21 protein-coding genes are annotated in these 24,793 nt (G+C 61.0%); 15 read left to right on the forward strand and 6 right to left on the reverse strand.

Annotation, left to right across the window (positions count from 1 at the left end):
* Positions 1–39: 39 nt before the first annotated feature.
* Together FHL16_RS21565 and FHL16_RS21570 are read right to left on the reverse strand one after the other, a co-directional pair.
* A complete protein-coding gene (locus FHL16_RS21565; RefSeq protein WP_077749242.1) occupies positions 40–969 on the reverse strand; it encodes an NAD-dependent epimerase/dehydratase family protein in 930 nt (309 codons plus the stop codon).
* The gene (locus FHL16_RS21570) at positions 962–1,846 is read right to left on the reverse strand and encodes a sugar nucleotide-binding protein (protein ID WP_010467310.1); all 885 of its coding nucleotides are present in this window, start codon (positions 1,844–1,846) and stop codon (positions 962–964) included. The genes FHL16_RS21565 and FHL16_RS21570 overlap by 8 nt, the downstream gene beginning before the upstream one ends.
* Positions 1,847–2,154: 308 nt before the next feature.
* On the opposite strand from FHL16_RS21570, the gene FHL16_RS21575 reads away from it, so the two are divergent.
* Complete coding sequence (locus tag FHL16_RS21575; protein ID WP_077749243.1) at positions 2,155–6,480, forward strand: DEAD/DEAH box helicase; 4,326 nt, start codon at positions 2,155–2,157, stop codon at positions 6,478–6,480.
* Positions 6,481–6,577: 97 nt separating this feature from the next.
* On the opposite strand, the gene FHL16_RS21580 is transcribed toward FHL16_RS21575, so the two are convergent.
* Positions 6,578–8,695 carry a mechanosensitive ion channel domain-containing protein gene (locus FHL16_RS21580; RefSeq protein ID WP_010467308.1) on the reverse strand — a complete coding sequence of 706 codons (2,118 nt, stop codon included), beginning with the start codon at positions 8,693–8,695 and terminating at the stop codon, positions 6,578–6,580.
* A gap of 357 nt (positions 8,696–9,052) precedes the next feature.
* Here FHL16_RS21580 and FHL16_RS21585 point away from each other — a divergent pair, with 357 nt between their 5' ends.
* From FHL16_RS21585 to FHL16_RS21605, 5 genes are all read left to right on the forward strand, one after another.
* Complete coding sequence (locus tag FHL16_RS21585; protein ID WP_077749244.1) at positions 9,053–10,255, forward strand: MFS transporter; 1,203 nt, start codon at positions 9,053–9,055, stop codon at positions 10,253–10,255.
* 124 nt (positions 10,256–10,379) lie between these two features.
* Positions 10,380–11,306 carry a DUF72 domain-containing protein gene (locus FHL16_RS21590; protein WP_010467306.1) on the forward strand — a complete coding sequence of 309 codons (927 nt, stop codon included), beginning with the start codon at positions 10,380–10,382 and terminating at the stop codon, positions 11,304–11,306.
* Positions 11,303–12,100 (forward strand): endonuclease/exonuclease/phosphatase family protein, encoded by a 798-nt coding sequence (locus FHL16_RS21595; protein WP_077749245.1) that lies wholly within the window; start codon positions 11,303–11,305, stop codon positions 12,098–12,100. The genes FHL16_RS21590 and FHL16_RS21595 overlap by 4 nt, the downstream gene beginning before the upstream one ends.
* On the forward strand, positions 12,097–13,392 hold the full coding sequence (gene clsB / locus FHL16_RS21600) for a cardiolipin synthase ClsB (RefSeq protein ID WP_077749246.1): 1,296 nt from the start codon (positions 12,097–12,099) through the stop codon (positions 13,390–13,392). The genes FHL16_RS21595 and clsB overlap by 4 nt, the downstream gene beginning before the upstream one ends.
* Positions 13,379–14,380 carry a lysylphosphatidylglycerol synthase domain-containing protein gene (locus FHL16_RS21605; RefSeq protein WP_077749247.1) on the forward strand — a complete coding sequence of 334 codons (1,002 nt, stop codon included), beginning with the start codon at positions 13,379–13,381 and terminating at the stop codon, positions 14,378–14,380. The genes clsB and FHL16_RS21605 overlap by 14 nt, the downstream gene beginning before the upstream one ends.
* A 65-nt stretch (positions 14,381–14,445) precedes the next feature.
* On the opposite strand, the gene FHL16_RS21610 is transcribed toward FHL16_RS21605, so the two are convergent.
* The 3 genes from FHL16_RS21610 to FHL16_RS21620 form a co-directional block, all read right to left on the reverse strand.
* Positions 14,446–15,204, reverse strand: a complete 759-nt coding sequence (locus FHL16_RS21610; protein WP_010467301.1) for an alpha/beta hydrolase family protein — start codon at positions 15,202–15,204, stop codon at positions 14,446–14,448.
* A complete protein-coding gene (locus FHL16_RS21615) occupies positions 15,194–16,303 on the reverse strand; it encodes a DUF3182 family protein (protein ID WP_077749248.1) in 1,110 nt (369 codons plus the stop codon). The genes FHL16_RS21610 and FHL16_RS21615 overlap by 11 nt, the downstream gene beginning before the upstream one ends.
* A gap of 304 nt (positions 16,304–16,607) precedes the next feature.
* Entirely contained in the window at positions 16,608–17,603 is a 996-nt protein-coding gene (locus tag FHL16_RS21620) for a GlxA family transcriptional regulator (protein WP_077749249.1), read from the reverse strand.
* 104 nt (positions 17,604–17,707) lie between these two features.
* Between FHL16_RS21620 and FHL16_RS21625 the strand changes: the two genes are divergently transcribed.
* From FHL16_RS21625 to FHL16_RS21665, 9 genes are all read left to right on the forward strand, one after another.
* Entirely contained in the window at positions 17,708–18,262 is a 555-nt protein-coding gene (locus tag FHL16_RS21625; protein WP_077749250.1) for a cysteine hydrolase family protein, read from the forward strand.
* Positions 18,263–18,545: 283 nt separating this feature from the next.
* Complete coding sequence (locus FHL16_RS21630; protein WP_010467297.1) at positions 18,546–19,127, forward strand: YjfI family protein; 582 nt, start codon at positions 18,546–18,548, stop codon at positions 19,125–19,127.
* A 24-nt stretch (positions 19,128–19,151) separates the two neighbouring features.
* On the forward strand, positions 19,152–19,850 hold the full coding sequence (locus tag FHL16_RS21635; protein ID WP_010467296.1) for a PspA/IM30 family protein: 699 nt from the start codon (positions 19,152–19,154) through the stop codon (positions 19,848–19,850).
* A 160-nt stretch (positions 19,851–20,010) separates the two neighbouring features.
* The gene (locus tag FHL16_RS21640; protein WP_077749252.1) at positions 20,011–20,574 is read left to right on the forward strand and encodes a rhomboid family intramembrane serine protease; all 564 of its coding nucleotides are present in this window, start codon (positions 20,011–20,013) and stop codon (positions 20,572–20,574) included.
* A 71-nt stretch (positions 20,575–20,645) separates the two neighbouring features.
* Entirely contained in the window at positions 20,646–21,680 is a 1,035-nt protein-coding gene (locus FHL16_RS21645; protein WP_077749253.1) for an ion channel, read from the forward strand.
* The gene (locus tag FHL16_RS21650; RefSeq protein ID WP_077749254.1) at positions 21,667–22,341 is read left to right on the forward strand and encodes a DUF2491 family protein; all 675 of its coding nucleotides are present in this window, start codon (positions 21,667–21,669) and stop codon (positions 22,339–22,341) included. Before FHL16_RS21645 ends, FHL16_RS21650 begins: the two co-directional genes overlap by 14 nt.
* A gap of 15 nt (positions 22,342–22,356) precedes the next feature.
* Positions 22,357–22,785, forward strand: a complete 429-nt coding sequence (locus FHL16_RS21655) for a DUF350 domain-containing protein (RefSeq protein WP_010467290.1) — start codon at positions 22,357–22,359, stop codon at positions 22,783–22,785.
* 18 nt (positions 22,786–22,803) lie between these two features.
* The gene (locus tag FHL16_RS21660; protein ID WP_010467288.1) at positions 22,804–23,523 is read left to right on the forward strand and encodes a DUF1190 domain-containing protein; all 720 of its coding nucleotides are present in this window, start codon (positions 22,804–22,806) and stop codon (positions 23,521–23,523) included.
* Positions 23,524–23,535: 12 nt separating this feature from the next.
* Positions 23,536–24,693 (forward strand): glutathionylspermidine synthase family protein, encoded by a 1,158-nt coding sequence (locus FHL16_RS21665; protein WP_010467286.1) that lies wholly within the window; start codon positions 23,536–23,538, stop codon positions 24,691–24,693.
* Positions 24,694–24,793: the final 100 nt, after the last annotated feature.

A 24,793-nucleotide genomic window follows, 5' to 3' on the forward strand; every position in this document is an offset into this window, starting at 1 on the left:
TTTTTCATGATCGTTCCCACGCTCCGTGGTGGGAACGATCTATCGTCCCAACAACCGCGCCAAGCCAACATTCATCGGCGTCTGCTCAGGGTAGGTAAACCGCTCCAGCAACCGCCGATTGTTCGCTCGCGAGTGGCGGATGTCACCGGAACGTGCCGGGCCGTAACTCACCGGGGGCAATTGACCGACCACCACCTCCAGCGTCTCAAGCATTTGCTTGAGAGAAGTTGCCTGGTTCCAGCCGACATTGACCGCGCCGACTTCGACCTGCGGTTGCTCGATGGCTTGCACCAACAAATCCACCAAATCTTCAACGTAGACGAAATCGCGTGTCTGCTCGCCATCGCCAAACACGGTGATCGGCAGGCCTTTCTGCGCGCGCTCGCTGAAAATACTGATCACGCCGGAATACGGCGAGGATGGATCCTGACGCGGTCCGAAAATGTTGAAGAAGCGGAAAATCACCGGCTCCAGACCATGCTGGCGACGGTAGAAATCGAAGTAATACTCGCTGGCCAGTTTGTCCGACGCATACGGTGTCAATGGCGCCTTGGGCGTGTCTTCATCGATCGACTCGCCTTCGCCATTGTTGCCGTAGACCGCCGCGCTGGAGGCGTACAGCACTCGCTTGACGCCAGCCTGACGCATGGCTTCGCAGACATTCAGCGAGCCGATGAAATTGCTGCGGTGAGTCTTCACCGGATCGTCCACCGAGGCCTGCACTGACGCCACCGCGGCCAGATGCGCCACGGCGCTGCAACCGAGCATGGCCTGGGCCACCAGCGCAGCATCGGCGACGTCACCCACAATGAGTTCGACCTTGGGATTGTCCAGCGGCAGGTTGCTGCGTTTGCCGGTGGACAAGTCATCAAGAATTCGCACCGAATGGCCTTTGGCAAGCAAGGCATCGGTCAGGTGCGAGCCGATGAAACCGGCGCCGCCGGTGATTAAAACAGGGCCGTCAGCCATGGCGATAGAACCTATCCAGTAAGCCCGGGAGTGCCGCGCGCCAGGCGCGGGGCTTGATTCCGAAGGTGTGCAGTATTTTCTTGCAGGCCAGCACCGCGTGTTGCGGCTCTTCGGCGGCGTCCGGGCGCGCGGCGTGAGCCTGGGCGGTCGGCGCTTCGATGGCCAGCGGATGCAGGCTGCGGGCTTCGGTCAGGATCGCCTGCCCCAGCGCCAGCGGCGTGGTCGCCTCATGCCCGGCGTAATGATAGGTACCCCACAGCGGCGCCGCACAATCGAGCTGCTTGAGTACCGAAATGATCACCCGCGCCGCGTCGTCGACCGGTGTCGGGTTGCCCCGGCGGTCGTCGGCCATCAGCAATTCTTCAGGCTGTTCGGCGCGACCGAGGAAGCGCCCGAGTGTGCCGTCGGGGCTGTCATCGAGCAGCCAGCCGAAACGCAACAGCACGTGTTGCGGGCAGGTAGCGCGCACGCTTTGTTCGATCCGCCACAAGGCCTGACCGCGCAAGCCCAATGGCACCGGTTCGTCTTTTTCGCTGTAGGCGGTCGCCCGGGAGCCGTCGAACACGCGATAGCTCGACGGTTGCAGCAGCACGATGTTGTGATGCTGGCACAGTTCGGCCAGACGCTCGATCGCCCGCTCCTGCCCGGCCAGACGCTGTTCGCTAACCGTCTCCGCCTGAAACCAGTCGAAGTAGTAGGCGAGATTGATCAACGCGTCCGGGCGGGTGTCGTCGAGCAGTTGCGTCAGGCTCGCGGCATCCCAGCCGTCTTGCGGTGGGCGGGGGGCGAGGAAACCGATGTCTTCCTCCGCACCGAGGCGAATCAGCGCCTGCCCAAGGGCATTTCCGCCGCCCAGTAACATAAGGCGCATTCGCATAGAGTCAGCAGGCCCAGTCTGATTGGAACGATGGCTTTATCGACAGCGCCCGTGGGCGATGTCGTTGATAGTTGCCGGAATCGTTGCATTTTGCGGGTTTAGTGCGCAACCGTCATCCGTAAAGTGTAGATCCCCGGGATTTGTGGTGCCTGTCCCGACCCCATCGCGAGCAGGCTCGCTCCCACAGGGGGCTGCGGCGCACACAAATCCAATGTGGGAGCGAGCCTGCTCGCGATGAGGCCATTGGAAACAATGAAGGTCTTGAGCGGTACTTGCATCTTCAGTCCCCCACCCGCATAAATTACCCAATGAATCTGCCCATCCCCACGGACGCGGCCCTGGCAGGCTTCCACCCCGCCGTCAGCGCCTGGTTCAGCAATACCTTCCCGACGGTCACCGCCGCCCAGGCCCGGGCGTGGCCGTTGATCCGCCAGCACCGCTCGACCCTGATCGCCGCGCCCACCGGGTCCGGCAAAACCCTCACGGCCTTCCTCGCGGTCATCGACGACCTGGTCCATCGCGGCCTGGAAAATGAAGGCGGGTTGCCCGACGAAACCCTGGTGGTCTACGTCTCACCGCTCAAAGCCCTGTCCAACGACATCCAGATCAACCTGCAAAACCCGCTGGCCGGCATCACCGAGCAATTGCGCGTCATGGGTCTGCCCGAATTGCAGATCAACACCGCCGTGCGCACCGGCGATACGCCGCAAAAAGACCGCTCGGCCATGCGCCGAACAGCGCCGCATATTCTGGTGACCACCCCGGAATCCCTTTACGTGCTGCTCGGTTCCGACTCCGGCCGGCAGATGCTCGGCACCACGCGCACGGTAATCGTCGACGAAATCCACGCCATCGCCGCCAGCAAACGCGGCAGCCATCTGGCCTTGAGCCTCGAACGATTGCAGGCGCTGTGCGCGGTCCCGCTGATGCGGATAGGCCTGTCTGCCACGCAAAAACCCATCGAAGCGGTCTCGCGCTTCCTTGTGGGCCGTGACCGCGAGTGCGAAATCATCGACATCGGCCACGCCCGCCCACGGGATCTGGACATCGAAGTGCCGCCAGTGCCGCTCTCGGCAGTGATGGCCAACGATGTCTGGGAACGGGTCTACGACCGCCTCGCTGCCCTTGCCCGCGAACACCGCACCACGCTGATTTTCGTCAACACCCGACGCCTGGCCGAACGCTTGAGCCGGCACTTGAGCGAACGCCTCGGCAAGGAGGCCGTCGCCGCGCACCACGGCAGCCTGGCCAAGGAGTTTCGCCTCGACGCGGAACAGCGGCTCAAGCGCGGCGAGCTGCAAGTGCTGATCGCCACGGCCTCGCTGGAGCTGGGGATCGACATAGGCGACGTCGACCTGGTGTGCCAGATCGCCTCGCCGCGCTCGATTGCCGGTTTTCTGCAACGGGTCGGCCGCTCCGGGCACCAGGTCGGCGGCACGCCCAAGGGCCGTTTGTTCGCCACCACCCGCGATGACTTGATCGAATGCGCCGCCCTGCTCGACTGCGTGCGCCGTGGCGAACTCGACACCCTGCAGATTCCCAAGGCGCCGCTGGATGTCTTGGCGCAGCAGATCATCGCCGAAGTCAGCTGCCAGGAATGGCAGGAGCAGGCCTTACTGGAGATGTTCCGCAAAGCCTCGCCCTACGCCGACCTCGACGAAAAGCATTACCAGGCGCTGCTGAATATGCTCGCCGAGGGCTACAACGGTCGCCAGGGGATTCGCAGCGCCTACCTGCACCGCGACGCCGTGACCCGCACGTTGCGCGGTCGTCGGGGCAGCAAACTGACGGCGGTGACCAGCGGCGGAACGATTCCGGACAACGCCGATTACAGCGTGCTGCTGGAGCCTCAGGGGCTGAACATCGGCAGCGTCAACGAAGACTTTGCCGTGGAAAGCATCGCCGGGGATATCTTCCAGTTGGGCAATACGTCGTACCGGATCCTGCGCGTCGAAACCGGCAAGGTCCGGGTCGAAGATGCTCAGGGCCAGCCGCCGACCATTCCGTTCTGGCTTGGGGAAGCACCGGGACGCAGCGCTGAATTGTCATTCGCCGTCGCGCGCCTGCAAGCGCAGCTCGATGACCTGCTCGGCGCCACACCGGGTAACTTGCAACCGGCCATCGACTGGCTGACCGACACCCTCGGCCTGAACCTCGCCAGCGCCGAGCAACTGGTGGATTACCTGGCCCGCGCACGCCTGACATTGGGCGCCCTGCCCTCGCAAGACACGCTGCTGATGGAACGGTTTTTCGACGAATCCGGCGGCACGCAACTGATCATCCACTCGCCGTTCGGCAGTCGCATCAACCGCGCCTGGGGCCTGGCCTTGCGCAAGCGGTTCTGCCGCACCTTCAACTTCGAATTGCAGGCCGCCGCCAGCGAAGACGCAATCGTGCTGTCGCTGTCCACCAGCCACAGCTTCGAACTCGACGACGTCTGGCGCTATGTTCACAGCAACACCGCCGAGCACCTGTTGATACAGGCGATACTCGATGCGCCGCTGTTCGGCGTGCGCTGGCGCTGGAACGCCGGGGTCGCACTGGCGCTGCCGCGTTACACCGGAGGGCGCAAAGTCGCGCCGCAGATCCAGCGCATGAAAAGCGAAGACCTGATCGCCAGCGTGTTTCCCGATCAGATTGCCTGCGTGGAAAACCTCGCCGGTGAACGCGAAGTGCCCGAGCATCCGCTGGTGGAGCAGACCCTCGACGATTGCCTGCACGAGGCCATGGACAGCGAAGGCTGGCTGGCGTTGTTGCGGCGTATGGAAAGCGGCGACGTCCGACTGATCAGCCGCGATTTGCCGGCGCCCTCGCCGCTGGCAGCAGAAATCCTCAGCGCCCGCCCCTATACCTTTCTCGACGATGCGCCGCTGGAAGAACGCCGCACCCAAGCGGTGCTCAACCGGCGCTGGACCGACCCGCAGTCCACCGACGACCTCGGTGCGCTGGATGCCGAAGCGATTCAAGCGGTGCGCGACGAAGCCTGGCCAGCCCCGACAGGCGTCGATGAAATGCACGAAGCCTTGATGAGCCTGGCGTGCATCACCGATGCCGAGGCACAGGCCAATGCGCATTGGCTCGACTGGCTCAACGTCCTCGCTGCAAGCGGTCGCACCAGCCGTTTGCAGCTCAATGCCGGGCAATCGCTGTGGTTGGCGTTGGAGCGTCTAACCTGCCTGCGGGCGATTTATCCACAGGCAGATTTACTGCCTCCGCTGGAGGCGCTGCCGGGATTTGATGAGGTCTGGGAAACGGACGAAGCCGTGCTGGAAGTGATTCGCGCGCGGCTCAGTGCGTTTGGCCCACTGCCGTTGCAAGCGATTGCCGAACCTTTGGGATTGCCGGCCATTGAAGTCACCCAAGCGCTGGCGCAACTGGAGCGCGAAGGTTATGTGCTGCGTGGTCAATTCACCCCTGGCGCCACTGAGGACGAATGGTGTGAGCGGCACCTGCTGGCGCGGATTCACCGCTACACGGTCAAGCGTCTACGACGGGAAATCGAGCCGGTGGCGTTGCAGGATTTCATGCGCTTTCTGTTCGACTGGCAGCACTTGTCCGCCGCGACGCAAGGCCAGGGCAACGCGGTGCTGCCGGCCATCGTCGCGCAGTTCGAAGGCTATCCCGCTGCCGCTTCAGCCTGGGACAGCGACATTCTGCCGATGCGGATCAAAGGCTATTCGGCAAGTTGGCTGGACGACCTGTGTCGCAGTGGCAAGCTGGTCTGGACCCGCCTGACCGCGCGCAACAAGACGGCCGGCACGGCGTTGCGCAGTACACCGATTCTGCTGCTACCGCGCAGCCAGGTCGGGTTGTGGAGCAGCCTGACCGAGCAGACCCCGGTCAGCGAACTGTCGCCCAAGACGCAAAAGGTCTACGAAGCACTCAGCCAACATGGCGCGCTGTTTTTCGATGAGCTGATTCACGAGGCGCACCTGCTGCGCACCGAGCTGGAAATCGCCTTGCAGGAACTGGTCGGCGCCGGACTGGTGAACGCCGACAGTTTCGCCGGCCTGCGAGCGCTGATCACCCCGGCCAGCAAGCGACAGAACCGCAGCAGCCGACGTGGGCGTGGGGCGTTTGTCGGCGGGATGGACGATGCCGGGCGCTGGGCCTTGCTGCGACGCGGTCCTGCCGCGCCGGTTGTGGATAACAAACGCCCGACGCCGACGCCGAGCGACACCCTGGAACACATCGCCATGACGTTGCTGAGACGCTACGGCGTGGTGTTCTGGCGCTTGCTGGAACGGGAAGCGGATTGGTTGCCGAGTTGGCGGGAATTGCTGCGCACATTCCATCGGCTGGAGGCTAGGGGGGAGATTCGCGGTGGACGGTTTGTCAGCGGTTTGGCTGGCGAGCAATTTGCGTTGCCTGAGGCCATTCCATTGCTGCGCGAAGTCCGGCGCCGGCCGCATGACGGGAGTTTGATCGCGGTGTGCGGGGTTGATCCGCTGAACCTTGCCGGGACGTTACTGCCCGGAGCGAAGGTGCCGGCGTTGGCGAGTAATCGGCTGGTGTATCGAGATGGGTTGCCGGCGGCGGCCGAGATTGCTGGCAAGCAGGTTTTCTGGGTCGAGCTGGATCAGCAATCGGCTGCTGAATTACACAGCAAGCTGATCCGCCACAATCCCCTGTAGGAGCGAGGCTTGCCCGCGAAGAACGAAGACACGGTTCTACTGATACACCGCGGTGCGCCCTTCGCGGGCAAGCCTCGCGCCTACAAGGTTTGCGGTGTTATTGAGTACGCGGCTGATCCGGTAACAACACCGGCGAATTCTCCGGCGCCGGCCCGTCGTCTTCCTGCCCGGCCATCGCCTGCCTCGGCATCAAAACCTGCTGTGGATAAGTCTGCGCGAAATGCACGCACGGGCTGTTATCCACAAGCTTCTTCAACCGTTGGTTAAATGCCCGGCTCACCGCATATTGCCCCCCCGACACCGTGCGGAACTGCGCCGTCAGCACCACGCCGTTGAGGTCCATTTTGTCGACGCCAAACACATCCAGCGGCCCTTGCAGGTTGTACTTGAGAAACGCGTCCTCGCGGATCGAATCCCCCGCCTCACGGATCAGTTCGATCGCTTTGTCGACATCGGTGTCGTAGGTGAACTGCACCGAGAAAAACGCATAGGCAAACTGCCGCGATTGGTTGGTCACGGCCTTGATCTGCCCGAACGGCACCGAGTGCACGAAACCCTTACCGTCCCGCAGGCGCAAGGTGCGGATGGTCAGGCCTTCGACCGTCCCGGCATGGCCGGAGTCGAGCACCACCCAGTCGCCGATCGACAGCGTGTCTTCGATGATGATGAACAACCCGGTGATCACGTCCTGCACCAATTGCTGCGAACCAAAACCGATGGCCAGGCCGACCACGCCGGCACCCGCCAGCAACGGCGCAACGTTGATCCCAAGGTTGGCCATGGTGGTAATTGCGCAGATCACCACCAGGATGATTTTGATCGCGTTGCGCAGCAGCGGCAGGATGGTTTTGACCCGCGTACTCGGCTGCGTCGTGCGTTTGTTGACCGGCGGTTTCAGCGCTTCCTGGATCGCCGTATCGAGCACCACCCACAGCAACCAAGTCACCAGAAAGATCAGCCCCATGCTGCTCAGCGAATCACTGATCGCCCGCCCTACCTTGTTTTGCTCGGCGAATTCGAACAGCGACACGCCCCAGATCCGCCCAAGGATTTCGATGAAAGCCACGGCCATGATGATTCGTAGCAGCGCATGCAGCAGACTGAGAAAACGCTCCTTGTAAGCGCTGCTGCGCTGGATCGCTTCAACCTGGCGCGACTTGAACATGTGCTGGAAAATCGTGCTGAGAAACACCGTGGCGATCAGCAGGATAGTGGTGAACAACGCACAGCGCAGCGCCTTCTGATTGTCATCGCCGACGCCGAGCAGGTTGATCGCCGAGACCATCACCATCAGCAGGATCGGCCAGTACCAGAGCCCGGAAAAGATCCGCAGGGATTCTTGCAGCGATGGCTGTTTGAGGCGCTGGGCCAGGGGCCGGTTACGGATCAGATGCGCCACCGGGCGCCTTAATCGAATCACCAATAAGCCGAAGATGATCGAGACGAAAAAACCGGTGAGCACGGCAGCGCTGCTGGTGATGTTACCGCCCAGTTGCCGGGCGATCTGCGGGCTGGTCAGCGCATCGCTGAGCGCGGCAAGGAAACCGATCAGGAACAGCGGTCGTGGGCAGAAATCGCGGATGATCTGCACTGCCGTGCGCTTGTGGCCGGTGTTGAACATGACAATCACGCAGAGCAGCATCGAGGTCGAAAAAATGCCGCTGCTGGTGGCGTAGGCGAAACACAGCGCCAGCGCACGGCCCACCGAGGCAGGCAGGAAATGGCTGACGTAAAGGGTCAACGGCAAGCAGATCAGGGCCGGTAGCGTGTAAGGCAACACATAATTGAGCAGATCCTGACTGCGCTGGCGGGTTCGCAGAAAGCGGCCCTGGTTCAAGCGTTTGGCGAGTATCCCACCGAGCACGGTGAGCAAGGCAAAGCTGCCGAGCCAGACGCCGGACAACATCAGGAAGTCGCCAATCACGCTCCAGCCGGAACGGTTAGAAGGTCGATTGACCAGTTTGTCCACCTCATTCGCCGCCCGGTCCGCCCGCAGGCGCCAGGCATCGACCAGGTCTTCGTTGAGGTCGAGCTTGTCCTGAACGTCGTCGATGCTGGAGCTGATGGCCCCGAGCAGGCCGCCCTGGACCAACGGTTCAGGCGTAGCAGGCTCCTCGGCAGCGGCGGGAACACCCGGCAGCGTGACGGCTTCCAACTCGTTGCTGCCCAGAAACAGCAACGCCCCCAGCAGTATCGCGGTCTTGAACTTGAGCAAAACGGGAAGCTCCTTGGGAAGGGTCTGTAAGGAACTGATCGGGAAATGGCGGGCAAGTTCGGTTTTCACCCCGAGATAACGGCCAGCAAGTTCCCCTGTGGCGAGGGAGCTTGTTCCCGCTGGGGTGCGAAGCGCCCCCCCAAAACCTGCAAACCTGGCTCCTCAGATACAGCATGCGATATGGCATTTGCGACTGCTGCGCAGCCGAGCGGGAGCAAGCTCCCTCGCCACAGGGTTTCATTTGCCCGCGAGATATTTGACCTGCACGCAAATATCAAATGCCCACCCCTCTATTTTTCCGCACAACCCAAACCCCGACACTGCGCTCCATCAATCAAACCCACCGGAGTTGCAGTCATGCCCATTGCCTTGCTCGCGCTGACCCTCAGCGCCTTCGCCATCGGGACGACCGAGTTCGTCATCGTTGGCCTGTTACCCACCATCGGCGCCGACCTCGGCGTCAGCCTGCCGTCCGCCGGCCTGCTGGTCAGTCTCTACGCCCTGGGCGTCGCCATTGGCGCCCCGGTGCTGACCGCCCTCACCGGCAAAGTCCCGCGCAAATTGCTGCTGTTGTCGCTGATGGTGCTGTTCACCCTTGGCAACCTGCTGGCCTGGAAAGCCCCCGGCTACGAATCGCTGATCCTGGCGCGGATCGTCACCGGCCTCGCCCACGGGGTGTTTTTCTCGATTGGCTCGACCATCGCCACCAGCCTGGTGCCAAAGGAAAAAGCCGCCAGTGCGATCGCTATCATGTTCACCGGCCTGACCGTGGCGCTGGTCACCGGCGTACCGCTGGGAACCTTCATCGGTCAGCATTTCGGCTGGCGTGAAACCTTCCTCGCCGTGTCCGCCTTGGGCGTGATCGCCTTTATCGGCAGCCTGCTCTACGTGCCGAAAAACATCGCCCACAGCAAACCGGCTTCGCTGTTGCAGCAATTGCAGGTGCTCAAGCAGCCACGTCTGCTGCTGGTGTACGCCATGACCGCGGTCGGTTACGGCGGCTCGTTCATCGCTTTTACCTTCCTGGCGCCGATTCTCCAGGACATCTCCGGCTTCAGCGCCAGCACGGTCAGCCTGGTGTTGCTGGTCTACGGCATCTCGGTGGCGGTCGGCAACATCTGGGGCGGCAAACTGGCGGACAAGCGCGGCCCGATCAGCGCCCTGAAAATCATCTTTGCCTTGCTCGCGGCGGTGCTGTTCGTGTTGACCTTTACCGCTGGCAACCCATGGCTGGCGCTGGCTACCGTGCTGGTCTGGGGCGCAGTCGCGTTCGGTAACGTGCCGGGGCTGCAAGTCTATGTGGTGCGTCAAGCCGAACATCACACCCCACATGCGGTGGACGTGGCGTCGGGGCTGAACATCGCGGCCTTCAACCTTGGCATTGCCGGTGGCGCGTGGGGTGGCGGCTTGATCGTGGCTCACATGGGCCTGATCCATACCGCCTGGATTGGCGGGCTGGTGGTGTTGGCGGCCTTGGCGCTGACGGCGTGGAGTGGACGTCTTGACCGACTCGGCCCGGTCTACGCCGAAAGCACGACCCGCATCGTCGCCGGACACTAACCCCACAGAAGGTCGGTATGGTTTTCCGGAACGCACACCGTCCGTAGCCCCGTCGAAACTTTCTCGGTTGCCCCACGGTCATCAAAAGACAGAGGCAACCGAGGACCATTAGACGGGAGGCGACATGGCGGCGATTCACATTGGCATTTCAGGCTGGCGCTACACACCCTGGCGGGGAGGTTTCTACCCGAAGGGGCTGACCCAGAAGCGCGAATTGCAATTTGCGTCCCGGGCGGTCAACAGCATCGAAATCAATGGATCGTTTTACGCCCTGCAACGGCCTGAGCGTTACGCCCAGTGGTACGCCGAAACCCCGGCGGACTTCGTGTTCAGCGTCAAAGCCCCACGTTTCATCACCCACATCAAGCGTCTGCGGGACATTCATACACCGCTGGCGAATTTCTTTGCCTCCGGGATCCTGGAGCTGAAAGAGAAACTCGGCCCGATCCTCTGGCAGTTTCCGCCCAACTTCAAATTCGATGTCGAGTTGTTCGAAAGCTTCCTCAAGCAATTACCCCACGACACCCAGCAAGCAGCCGCCCTCGCCCGCCAGCACGATTCGCACCTGCACGGCCCCGCCAGCATGAAGGCGTACAAGAAAAAGCCCCTGCGCCACGCCGTTGAAATCAGAAACGAGAGCTTTATTGATCCAGCGTTCGTGCGCCTGCTCAAGCGCTACAACGTGGCCTTGGTTATCGCCGATACCGCCGGAAAATGGCCGTACCGCGAAGACGTCACCAGTGATTTCGTCTATCTGCGCCTGCACGGTGCCGAAGAACTCTACGCCAGCGGCTACACCCCTGAGGCGCTGGAACGCTGGGGCGAACGGATCGACGCCTGGAACCATGGCCAGCAACCGGCCGATCCGCAGCTGATTGCACCTGGGCAAAAGCCGAAAGCACGCAAGTCCCGGGAAGTGTTCTGCTATTTCGACAACGACATCAAAGTCCGCGCGCCTTTCGATGCGCGGCGCTTGCTTGAGCACTTCCACCTCGACAAAGACCTCGCCACCCGTCCAGGTGAACCGGTCGCCGAAGGAGTGCTGTCATGAGTATTTCCGAACCGGTCGGCAGTACCGACGAACAGCAACCCGTCTTCGCCGCCGTGCGCCGTTTCACCGTACTGACGGTCAACACCCACAAGGGGTTCACCGCGCTCAATCGGCGTTTCATCCTGCCGGAATTGCGCGAAGCGGTGCGCAGTGTGTCTGCCGATGTGGTGTTTTTGCAGGAAGTCCACGGCACCCACGAGGACCATCCGCAGCGGTACGACAACTGGCCGACGATGCCGCAGTACGAATTCCTCGCCGACACCCTGTGGCCACAATTTGCCTATGGCCGCAACGCGGTGTACCCGGCGGGTGATCACGGTAATGCGCTGCTGTCGAAGTTCCAGATCATTCGCCATGACAACCTCGACGTATCGATCAGCGGCCATGAGAACCGCGGCATCCTGCATTGCGTGCTGCGCCTGCCGGGCGATGGCCTGGAAGTGCACGCCATTTGCGTGCATCTGGGGCTGCGTGAGAGCCACCGCACGGAACAACTGAAGTTGCTGGCGCGACGCCTCGAAGACCTTCCGGTCGACGCCCCGGTGATTGTCGCCGGCGACTTCAACGACTGGCGCCAGCGTGCCGATGCGTTGCTCAAGCCCTGTGGCCTGCGCGAGGTATTCGCCGAGCACCACGGCAAACCGGCGCGCAGTTTTCCAGCGCGACTCCCAGCGCTACGCCTGGACCGCATCTATGTGCGCAACCTCAAGGCCAGCCGTCCGCAAGTGCTGGCGGCACGTCCCTGGTCACACCTTTCCGACCACGCACCGCTGTCGGTGGAGATCGAGCTATGAGCAGCGCCCCGATGGAAAAAGCCACCGTTGAACACGTGCCGACTACCCCGCCGGTGCGTGAGCCCGGCGTGGTCGACGTCGAATACGGCTGGCAGGGCAACAACCTCGTGGAAATGCTGGAAAACGGCGAAGCCTATTTCCCGCGAGTGTTCGAAGCCATGCGCCAGGCCAAGACTGAAATACTCCTGGAAACCTTCATTGTGTTCGAGGACAAGGTCGGCAACGAGCTGCAGCAAGTGCTGGTCGAAGCCGCGCAACGCGGTGTACGGGTCACCGTCAGCCTCGACGGGTTTGGCTGTGGCGAGTTGAGCAACGGCTATCTCGCAACGTTGAGCGAGGCCGGCGTTCGCCTGCAAATATTCGATCCGGCGCCCAAGCTTCTGGGGATCCGCACCAACTGGTTCCGACGTCTGCACCGCAAGATCGTGGTGGTGGACGGCACGATCGCGTTCATCGGCGGGATCAACTTTTCCGCCGACCATCTGGCCGATTTCGGCCCCGAGGCCAAGCAGGATTACTCGGTTGAAGTGCAAGGCCCGGCGGTGGCCGATATCCATCACTTCGCGCTGCTGCAATGTGGCCGCCCGGCCCGCGCCAAATACTGGTGGCAACGCCGCCGGCAGCGACGCTCGGAACTGGCCTTCAGCGACCACGACGGCCAGGTTCGCCTGGTGTACCGCGACAACGGTGACCACCGGACGGATATCGAAGAGGTTTACCTTCAGGTGCTGCGCAGCGCCCAACGCCGGGTCGTGATCGCCAACGCCTATTTCTTTCCGGGTTACCGCTTGCTGCGCGAAATCCGCAACGCCGCTCGTCGTGGCGTCGACGTGCGCCTGATTCTGCAGGGGCAACCGGACATGATGGTGGCCAAACTGGCTGCGCGCATGACCTACGACTATTTGCTCAAGTCGGGCGTGCAGATCTTCGAATATTGCGAACGCCCGCTGCACGGCAAAGTCGCGCTGGTGGATGAGGACTGGAGCACCGTCGGCTCAAGCAATCTCGACCCGTTAAGCCTGTCGATGAACCTGGAAGCCAACGTGTTGATCCGCGACCGAGCCTTCAACCAAGATCTGTTCGAACGCCTTGAAGTGCTGAGCAATAACCACTGCAAAGCCATGTCAGCGGACACGTCGCCGCGCGGAAGGATCTGGCACATGACCGTCGGCTTTCTGGTGTTTCACTTCCTGCGTCACTTCCCGGCATGGGCCGGTTGGCTGCCGGCGCATAAACCACGCCTGAAACCCTTCACCCATTCGGCCGGGAGTGACCACCATGAACCGCGTTGAAGCGCACTCGGCACCTCAAGACGGCAGCACAACACCTGCCCCGGAAAAGAAGACACGCTGGAGCCGCTGGAAAAAACCGCTGACGATGCTGTTTTTCCTGGCGCTGATCGTGCTGTTGACGATGCTTGCCCAGCGCATCGAATGGGACGAAGTGTTCCACACCCTGGCCAATTTCAAGGTGCGCACGCTGATCATTGCGTCCGGCCTGACGCTGGTGAGTTTTCTGGTGTATGCCTGTTTTGATCTGATCGGCCGCACCTACATCCGCCAGGACCTGACCTGGAAACAGATCCTGCCGGTGGGGATCATCAGCTACGCCTTCAACCTGAACCTGAGCGCGTGGGTCGGCGGGATTGCCATGCGTTATCGCCTGTATTCGCGGCTAGGGGTGAGCAAAAGCAACATCGCGAAAATCCTCGGGCTGAGCCTGGCGACCAACTGGTTCGGCTACATGGTGATTGCGGGCGCCGTGTTCAGCAGCGGACTGGTCAGAATGCCGCCGGGCTGGAAGTTGAGCAGCGGTGCCTTGCAAGTTGTGGGCGTGTTGTTACTCCTGGTGAGCGCGGGATATCTGGCGGCGTGCCAGTTCTCCAAACGTCGGGAATGGGCGATACGCGGGGTGGAAATCAACCTGCCGTCCTTGCGCATGGCGATGCTGCAACTGGCCCTCGGAGCGCTGAACTGGTCGCTGATGGCGGCGGTGATCTTCACGTTGCTGCCTAACAAGCTGGATTACCCATTGGTGCTGGGCGTGTTGCTGATCAGTGCGATTGCCGGGGTGATTACCCATATTCCTGCCGGGCTTGGGGTCCTGGAGGCGGTGTTTGTGGCACTGCTGCAACATGAAGCGTCGCGGGGAAGCCTGGTGGCGGGATTGCTGGCTTATCGGGCGATCTATTTCATCTTGCCGTTGCTGATTACGTTGGTGATGTATCTGGTGGTGGAGGCCAAGGCGAAGTCGCTGCGGATTGCCAAGAAACCTTCCTGAGATTGTTGGGGAGGCGGATGACGCTTTCGCGGGCAAGCCTTCGAAAGCGTCCGCAAACCCACCACTCATTTCGACTGAATAATGCTCAACCGCTCACCCACGACCATCTCGGTAATCCAGTCCACCAGGATCGAGGTGTAGGCCTGTTGCGACACCGGCTCGCTCAACGCGTGGTCGGCGCCGTCAATGATCCGGTGCGTCAGCGAATGCGTCTGCTGGCACGCAGCGCGGTAGCTCATGATCGTCGCGTGAGGCACATAGTCGTCGGTCTCGGACTCCACGAGCAGCACATCCCCGGTGAATTGCGAGCACGCATGCAGCGCACGATTGCTGTCGGCGCGTACCAGCGTGTTGCGGTAATCGCGCAAATCAGCCTTGTCCAGTTCACGCTTGGGCGTATGCCATTGATCGTCGCGATACAGCGCCGGCACCCGCAGCGCCAGCCAGCGCACAGGGCGCAATGAAGTCAGTATCGAGGCCAGATAACCGCCATAACTGGTGCCGACCACCGCAATGGCGGAGGTGTCGAGCGCCGGGTGGGCGAGCAAGCGGTCGTATGCCGCCAGCAGGTCGCGCAGGTTGTCTTCGCGCGTTACGCGAGTAAGCGGGATGCCGGTGCCGCCGGTGTGCCCGCGCAAGTCGAACGTCAGGCACACGCATCCCAGACCGGCGATGCCTTTGGCCCGCTCCAGGTCCCGCTCCTGGCTGCCGCCCCAACCGTGCACAAACAACACGCCGGGGACTTTCGATTTGGGGCTCAGAAAGGTCCCGCTCATCTGTTCATCGTCGATGTCGATCTGAATGGTTTCGCTTCTAGCCGTCATAGGATTTGACCGTCACGTACTTGAGAAGAAAGTCACTGTTTTCCGCGGGCCCGCGATACACCTCAATGGCGTCCGGCGGCAGCGGTTGGTCGATATAGGTTTCCACTGAAGACACGCGAATCGCGCGCATCCCCGGGTTGTTGACGAAGCTCTGCAACGCGGCCACTTCGGCGCTGCTGGCACCGCCCATGCGCCAGGACTGTTCGAGCACGCCGCTGCGCTGTTTGCCACTGCTGTCCAGGCCTTGGGCGATGTCATAGTTGCGGCGCGAGGCGTAAAAACCGGGATAGGCCTCGTCCGCGGCGCTGTCGAACACTTGCGCTTGCCGGATCGCCAGTTGCACATCGTCAGGCAGGTCCAGTTTCAGCAGGTCTTCGTAATACCCCTGCACCACCAGCAGATTGGAACCTCCATAAACCTGCTCGCCCTGACCGTCTTCGGTCAAGTATTGATCACCGCAATAACTCAGCACCTTATCGCCGATAAAACTCTGGCCAACACTGTGGGTGACGACGTTGTCGAGATCCTGTTCAAGCACCACGCCTTCGCTGAACAGTGCCCTGGCATCGGGGCGAGCCAGAACGACGTCGAACTGGTCGAGGCTTTTGATCACTTCCTGCCCACGTCCGGCGCAGGCATGAATCGGCTTGATGCGGATCGGGCCGGTGTAAAGCAAATGCTCTGCGGCCGGCCGCGCATCGTCGAGCGAGAACACGCTGAGGCCATCGAGCACGACGTTGCGCACACGTTCGGAAAACAACGGAGACCAGCCTTGCGGGGCGTGCGCATGTTTATTGCGCAACCCGTGGCTGATGGCTTTGGTGCAGATGAAATCGTGGTCGACGTAACCGCCCCACAGATCTTCCGGCCCGGTGACGCCCAATGCCCGGGCGGCAGCGACGCCGACCAGGGTCTGGGTCGGCAAGAGATAAAGATCTCGGCCGTTGTGAAGTCCGGGGTCGTAGCTGCCACCGAACTTGAGCCCCAGAATGTGCGCCAGCCAACGGGCCAGCGCGTGATTGGTGTCGACTTCGTGCTGGGGCGCCTCGGGGCGGACTGAGTGGGCGACTACCAGTTTCTTGCGGTTTGTTGGGGTCATGCATCCCCCTTCAATCGGCTTTTGATGAATGTAGTTGAAGGGGTGCAGAGATCAAGCCATTGAGGGTTGGATAGAAACGGGTTTCAAATCATGCAGTTGCTGCGAAGGTGATGGCACTGAGCCTGTTTTATTCTGCACGAAGGGTTTCTCTACCCCTGCATTTTGCACGATCCAGGCCTTGCACTGAGCCAATGCGGGAGAGAGCCTGCTCGCGAATTCGGCGTGGGTCAGCCTGCATCTAAGTCACTGACATTGCGCCTTCGCGAGCAGGCTCGCTCCCACATTTGGCTTGGCGGTGATCTGGCTACCGCGCGACAGCTGCACCCGGCGTCACGCCAAACCGCGCCCGGTAATCACTTGGCGCCAGCCCGGTGATTTTCTTGAAGGTCGCGCGAAACGCACTGGGGTCTTGATAACCCACGGTCCACGCAATGTGATCGATGGTGCCGTTGGTGAATTCAAGCATTTCCCGAGCCTTGCCAACCCGCAGATGCTGGCAGTACTCGGTGGGTTTCAACCCGGTCGCTGCGCGGAAACGGCGCAGGAACGTGCGCTCTTCCAGCCCCGCCCGCTCGGCCATCGCCGTCAGCGATACATCGGTGGCCCCGGTGCTTTGCAGCCAGTGCTGAACCTTGAGAATCGACGCATCGCCGTGGCTGAGAATCGGTGAAAAATTGCTGCCGCACTCACTCGCGCTGTCGCTGTGTTCCACCACCAGAAAACGCGCGGTGCCGGTGGCAATGCTCGGGCCGAGCAGGCGGTCGACCAGCCGCAACCCCAACTCGGACCAGGCCATCAACCCGGCGGTGGTGATCAGGTCGCCGTCGTCGACGATAGGGGTATCGGCCTTGAGCTTGATGGCCGGGTAACGCTCGGCGAAGGTTTTGGCCGAGGTCCAGTGGGTAGTGGCGCTGCGGCCGTCGAGCAAGCCGCTTTCCGCCAGTAGAATCGAGCCCACGCAGACGCCGCCGAGGGTCGCGCCCCGGGCGTGTTGCTGACGCATCCAGTGGATCAACGCCTGCGGTGCCTGGCCTTCGGAAAATCCGGCAATCGATGGCGGAATCAACACCGCCACCAAGGCGCGCTCGGGCCCGGGATGACTGTCGTACACCCGCTCGGGCGCCTGCTCGCCATCAACTTGCCAATGGCTGACCCGCAGCAGCGGCAATTGCGCAGCCTGATGCTCGGCGGCAATCCGGTTCGCCACCCCGAACAGGTCCGTCAACCCGTGCACCGCCGCCATCTGCGCGCCGGGATAAATCAGCACGCCGAGTTCGACGATTGCCCTTTCTGCGTCCATTGTCAGTTTTCCCCCTTCTATTGTCGGTGCGGCCAATCCTCGGAAGGCCTGCCACAGACAATACTTCTTTCCACGCCCAACCCACACATCTCGAGGAATCAGGCATGGCCAAGCAAGCACTCATCGTAGTCGATATCCAAAACGACTACTTCCCTCAAGGCAAGTGGCCGCTGGTCGGCGCTGACAACGCCGCCGACAACGCCGCCCGTCTGCTCAAAGCGTTTCGCGACGCGGGTGATTCGGTGGTGCACATCCGCCACGAATTCACCTCCGAAGAAGCCCCCTTCTTCACCCCGGGTTCCGAAGGCGCGAAGCTGCACCCCAAAGTTCTGAACCGTGCCGATGAGCCGGTGGTGCTCAAGCACTTCGTCAACTCGTTTCGTGAAACCGAACTGAAATCGATCCTCGACGAGCAAGGCATCAAGGAATTGGTGGTTGTTGGCAGCATGAGCCACATGTGTGTGGACGGCATCACCCGCGCCGCCGCGGACTTTGGCTACACCGTCACGGTGATCCACGACGCCTGCGCCTCACGCGATCTGGAATTCAACGGCGTTACGGTGCCCGCCTCCCACGTTCACGCCGCGTTCATGTCGGCCCTGGGTTTCGCCTATGCGAGCGTGATTTCCACTGATGAATTCCTGGCGGCTAACCACTAACCACATAACGTATTGATCAAATTCCAAAAAAGGGCCCGCCGCGTTTTAGCGCTTCGGGCCTTTTTCATGGAGCGGAAAATGTATGACAAAAAATCTCACGCGTGAGCTATTGAGCGTGACAAAAATTGCCTGTAGTGTTTCTCACGCGTGAGTTTTTCACAACGAGGTCAGCCCCATGAAAAGCAGCTCTCCATCGAGTCCTCCCACAGGGCCCGATACCGATTCGGCAAGCCGCAAGGGAGAGCGCTCCAAACCGTCCGCGAAAAAACCATCGAGCTTTTACATGAAGCAGATGCGCGCGGGCCTGGGTGCCGCCGGTTATGTGAAACACGAGACTTGGGTGCTTCCCGAAAACCGAAGCCTGCTCAAGCAGATGGAGAAACAGCTTCGCCAACCGATTCTGGCTGGCTCATTCATGTCGGAGAATTACATGAGCGCAGGTACAAACTGGAACATCGACCGCCTCTTCAGCGCCCTTCAAGCCCTGGACGAAGTGGTTTCAAACGACATCACGCTTTCTCTCGTTCAAGGCTCCGAGTCCAGCATCAAGCTGGAAATGAACGACTTCGGTGGCTTGCCGATTTACATCGCGGTGGTGGGCGAACAGATCATCGTCGACACCGTTCTGGTCGACATCGAGTCCATCAATGACGTACCGGCCTTCAATGACGCCGTGCTGCGCAGCCGGGAGATGTTCCCGCTGTCCTCGATCGGTATCGAGTCCATGCCGAACGGGCAGATTGTCTACAACATGTTCGGCGCTCTGAGCTCCGACTCCAGCCTGACGAACATCGTGACCGAGGTCAAAACCCTGGTCGACAACGTCCAGCGCGCCAGCGAAGCCTTCGAACGTTTCTTCAATTAATTATTCGGGAACAGGAAATATCCAATGACTCAGTCCATCTGGAGCAAATTGTTCACCGCGCTGCGTGGCGGTGCCAACGAAGTCGGCGAATCGATCGTCGACCAACAGGCCCTGCGCATCCTCGATCAGGAAATTCGCGATGCGGACAGCGCCCTGGCCAACGCCAAGCGTGAGCTCGTCACCATCATGGCCAAGCACAAACTGTCGGCTGACCGCGTCAGCGAGTACAACGCCAAGATCAAGGACCTGGAATCCAAGGCTCTGGCCGCCATCCAGGCCAACCGTGAAGACCTGGCCCTGGAAGTGGCCGAAGCCATTTCGACCCTGACCAACGAGCTGGACGTCGAGCAAAAGCAGGCCACCGAGTTTGGTGGTTACGCTGAAAACATGCGCAAAGACATCACCAAGGCTGAAAGCCGCATCAAAAGCCTGCGCCAGCAAGTGGACATGGCCAAGGCGCGCGAAAGCGTACAGAAAGCCCAGGTCAGCGCTTCGATTGCCAGTGGCGGCGCCAACGGCAAGCTGGAAACCGCCGTCGGTACGCTGAACCGTTTGCAGGCCAAGCAGCAGCAACGCGCCGCTGAACTGGAAGCCCAGGACCAATTGGCCGATGCGTCGACGGGCACTGACCTGGAACGCAAACTGCGCGATGCCGGCATCACCCCGGACGCAGGCAGCGCCAATGCGATCCTGGAGCGCCTGAAGCAAAAATCGGCCGAATAACCGACTCTCGAGTCGAACGCATAACCTGTGGGAGCTAGCCTGCTAGCGATTGCGGTTTGTCAGAAAACATTGATGTCGACTGACACTCCCCCTTCGCGAGCAGGCTCGCTTCTACATGGAATGTGCTGAACTGACAGACATTCAACTGTCGAGGTCAAGGATGGATGCCCTGAAGGGTTTCAAGACAATCGCAGGCCTGGCGCTCTTCATGGTCGCGTTGCAACTGTTCAACGTCGCGACCGGCTACAGCCTCATGGCCTTCGGTTTGATCCCGAGAACCGTGCACGGTCTGCTCGGCATCATCACCTCGCCATTCCTGCACGCTTCCTTTGCGCACCTGAGCGCGAACCTGATTGCCTTTTTGATTCTGGGTACCCTGGTCATCATCGAAGGACTCAACCGGTTCATTGCGGTCAGCGCGATCATTATTCTGCTGGGCGGCGCGCTGGTCTGGCTGTTCGGCTTTGCAGGCGTACACATCGGCGCCAGCGGCTGGGTGTTCGGACTGTGGGCATACCTCTTGTCCCGCGCCTGGTTCCACAGGAGCTGGGGCAACCTGATAACAGCCGGCGTCGTGGCCCTGCTCTACGGCGGTCTGATTTTTGGCTTCCTGCCTCGCCAGGGTGTTTCCTTCGAAGGCCATCTGTTTGGTGCACTCGCCGGATTTATTGCAGCCAAGGTACTTTTCTCGGCGCCGCGCAACAGGTTTAATGCCGCCGGTTGAACGCACTTGCGCAGTCAGACGCCGAGGCGATGACGTCGCCAGGAACAAGTACCCACGGAGTCAGGGACGAAATGTCGATTTTCCTTTTATTGCGCATGTATGCCTCGTCCCTCTTCCACCGTTTCGGCTGGGCAGGCCTGGTCATTGCCTTGGGCGTACACCTGACCACGGCGTATCTGGGCCTGGTGTTACTGGGCGAACAACACCTCACCGCGCCCGCCACGTTTACTTACTTCTATCTGACCACCACACTCACCGTCGGTTATGGCGATCTCGCGCCGCAGACAGCGGCGGGACGGATATTCGTGGCCACCTGGGTCATGCTCGGGGGCATTGCGCTGCTGACGGCAGCCATCGGCAAAACCACCAGCAGCGTCATCGATGCATGGAGAAAAGGCATGAAGGGCAAAGGCGATTTCACCGGCAAGGTCGGCCATACGGTTCTCATCGGCTGGGAAGGCGCGTCCAGCGAACGGGTCATTGAGTTGTTGCTCCAGGACGAAACCTCGAACGACAACCTGATCGTCATTTGCGATTGCACCCTTGAAGAAAACCCGATGCCGGGCAAAGCGAGCTTCATCAAAGGTGAAAGCCTGTCCTCCGTGGCCTTGTTGCTGCGCGCGGGCGTTCCCGGTGCCGAGCGCGTTCTGGTGCGAACCCATTCAGACGACCTGACCCTGGCCACCGTGCTGGCGGTCAATCAACTGCAGCCTGTCGGGCATGTGGTCGCCCACTTCAATGACAGTGAAATCGCTGCGCTCGCCAGCGCCTACGCGCCCAGCCTGGAATGCACTTCCAGCATGGCCATCGAGATGTTGGTGCGCGCCTCGCAGGATCCGGGCTCGTCAGTGGTCATCAATGAACTGCTGTGCGTGGGCCAGGGCGCCACTCAATACCTGATGAAACTGCCCGAGGCCTTTGAAGCGACGTTTGGCGATCTGTACACACGGATGAAAGAACATCACAACGCCACGCTCATCGGCTATCGCGCCAAAGGCGCCCGACAACCGTCGATCAACCCGCCCGGCGCCACACGCGTTGAGGGCGGCGAGCTCTTCTACATCGCCTCCACTCGCCTCAAGGAAATCTCCAATGGGATGGTTTAAACAGTTGATGGGGCTTGAGGCCCCGAACGCGACGACAGAGTCGAAATGGACCGCCAGCGAATCCCTGCCCGTCACCGGTCCGCTGGACCTGGCATTGGGCAAAGGCGTGATGTTCGACACCACCCTGAAATTGTTGCTCGACGGCAACACCACGGTGACCATCCCGGGCTCGCAGCAGATCTGGAGCAACGGCACCGTCGATCTCGGGCAGTCGACCTGGCTGTCACGCTACTACATGAACGAGGAAGACTACTGGCTGCAGGTGCATACCACCGGCGAAATCGCCGGGCAGGTTGAGTCGGTCATCCTGTTCAATTACCTCAGTTACATCACCATCAGCAGTGAAGCGGAGTTGCGCCGATTGGCCGGTCCGCAAAGTCTGATCGGGCTGCCGACCTACACCCACAACGGCGTCGAATACACCCGCGAATGGGGCACCGAGGATGGCCAGACAGAATTGGTGGCGTTGAGCGAGCAGCTGAAAAACCCGGAGGAGTCCTACGGCATCGAGCACCGTTCGATGCTGTACGCCCGCGAAACCGGCCTGACCGACCGCCGGGAATTCCTGCTGTTTTCCGTTGAGGAAGACGCAGAAGGCACCATCAGCTTGAGCACGTCGCTGGGCATTTCGCTGTACACAACCGACCTGAATACGTTCTAAAAAAGGAAGCAGTCCATGCTAGAAGCACTCTCTATCTCCTTGAACAAAGCCGCCGTGTTCGGGTTTGTTTCGTACATCCTCGGCGCCGCGGTATTGTTCGCACTGTTCCAGTTCATCTACACCCGCATCACCCCGCACAAGGAATTCGAACTGATCCGTTCCGGCAACGTAGCCGCTGCGATCGCCCTGGGCGGGGCCATCATCGGTTTCGCCATTCCGGCCAGCAACGTGATTGCGTACTCGATCAGCATCCTCGACTTCGTGGTCTGGGCGGTCATCGCAGCCCTCGTTCAATTGCTGGCATTTCTGGTGACCAGCCTGGTGCTCAAAGGCACCTCCGAGCGCATCAAGAAAGGTGAAATCGCGGCGGGCATCTACGTGGCAGCCGTGGCCATCAGCGTCGGCATGTTGAACGCCGCGTGCATGACTCCTTCCCAGAACTGATTGCGCCCGGAGATCCCGATGAAACGAAGCAAGTACGTTCAGCTTTCGCTGGCAGCGTCGGTCGCCATGGCGATATCAGGCTGCGGGCCGACGGAAAAAACCTACGCGGTGCAGAAGAAGTACAACTTCCAGTCCGTTCAGCAGTGTGCCGATGAAAAGCTCCCGGTGGACGTGTGCTCGGACGCCTACATGACGGCCATGGCCGAGCATCGCCGCATTGCGCCGGTGTACGACAGCCAGGCCGATTGCGATGCCGACTTCGTCGCCGACTGGTGCCAACAGGATTCCGCCGGCAAGTTCATCCCCAAGCTCGGCGGCTTCGAACTGACCGCTGATGGCCAGGTGACGCAATCCCAGGTGGACGCGGCCAAGGCTCAATTACCCGCCTCGGAAGCGGCAAACACGGGTGGCTCGGGCTTCTCCACCAGCAGCCTGCTGACCGGCCTGCTGATCGGCAACATGCTGAGCAGCAACCGCAACAGTTACTACTCCGAGCCGGTCTACCGCTATCGCGATGACCGCGGCAGCTACTCGAACTCGACGCTCAGCCAGCGGATTGCCAAGGGCTCGACGTTCACCAAGTCCAATCAGGCAAGGTACGGCAGCAGCAACTACGCCGACTCGGTTCGCTCTTCTACCAGCAAGCCGGTCTCCGTTGCCTCGTCCACCTCCCGTGGCGGCTTCGGCAGCAAGGCCAGCGCACGCAGCGGCTGGGGCGGCGGCGGATCGAGCAGTTAAGGAAACCGGGCCATGAAGAAGATCCATTGCGCAGAGCGTCCTGACTGGAAACAGACCGCCGAGAATCTCGGCTTTCTGTTCCACACCATCGACAACGAACCCTACTGGGATGAGAGCGCGTATTACCAGTTCTCGCTCAAGCAGATCGAGAACGATCTCGAAGACCCGACCACCGAGATCCATGGGATGTGCATGGACCTGGTGGCCCGCGTGGTTCAGAGCGAGGAGTTGCTGGAGCGCCTGAGCATTCCCGCGCCATTCTTCGACATGGTGCGCACCTCATGGCTCGAAGGTCACCCGCACCTGTACGGGCGCATGGATTTCTCCTACAACGGCACCGGGCCCGCCAAGTTGCTGGAACTCAATTACGACACGCCGACCAGTCTGTATGAGGCGGCGGCGTTTCAGTGGGGCTGGCTGGAGCAATGCATCGAACGCGGCTTGCTGCCCAAGCATGCCGACCAGTTCAACAGCATCGACACAAAACTGCATCAGGCCTTCGCTCAATTGCAGCTCAAGCAACCCTTCTATTTTGCCTCGATGAAAGACTCGGTCGAAGACAAGGGCACCACCGACTACCTGCGGCTGGTGGCGGAAAAGGTCGGCATCGAATCACGCCACATCGATATCGAAGACATCGGCCTGACCAGTGACGGACGTTTCGTCGACCTCGAAGATCGCTGGATCCCTCACCTGTTCAAGCTGCACGCCTGGGAGTTCATCTTCCACGAGCCCTTCGGTGCAGCGATTGCCCAGAGTGATACGCAATTTTTCGAACCGGCCTGGAAATCCATCATCTCCAACAAAGGCATCCTGCCGCTGTTGTGGGAATTCAACAAAGGTCACCCGAACCTGCTCGCGGCGCACCTGGATACCGAGCCGGGCAAAGCCGTACCAAAAGGCTGGGTGCGCAAGCCGTTCTTCTCCCGGGAAGGTGCCAATATCGAGCTGCAAACTGCTGACGGCCTGATCGTGAAAGAGGACGGCCCCTACACCGATGCGCCGTTTATCCTTCAGGAGTTCGCGCCGCTTCCGCAGTTCGGCGACAGCTTTACGTTGATTGGCTCCTGGGTAATCGGCGATCAGGCGGCGGGGATCGGTGTACGTGAGGACAACAGCTTGATCACCAAGGATTCGAGCCGGTTCTTGCCGCATCTGATACTCGACTGACCGCTCCATCGCCCACTAAAAAGGCCCGGTGAGGACATATCGACAGACGCCCGCAAGACTTATGGCTGAAATGCCGGATAATGGCGGCCATTCGTTTAGC

Origin of the sequence: Pseudomonas sp. FSL W5-0299, assembly GCF_005930655.1 — a bacterium.
GTDB lineage: Bacteria > Pseudomonadota > Gammaproteobacteria > Pseudomonadales > Pseudomonadaceae > Aquipseudomonas > Aquipseudomonas mandelii.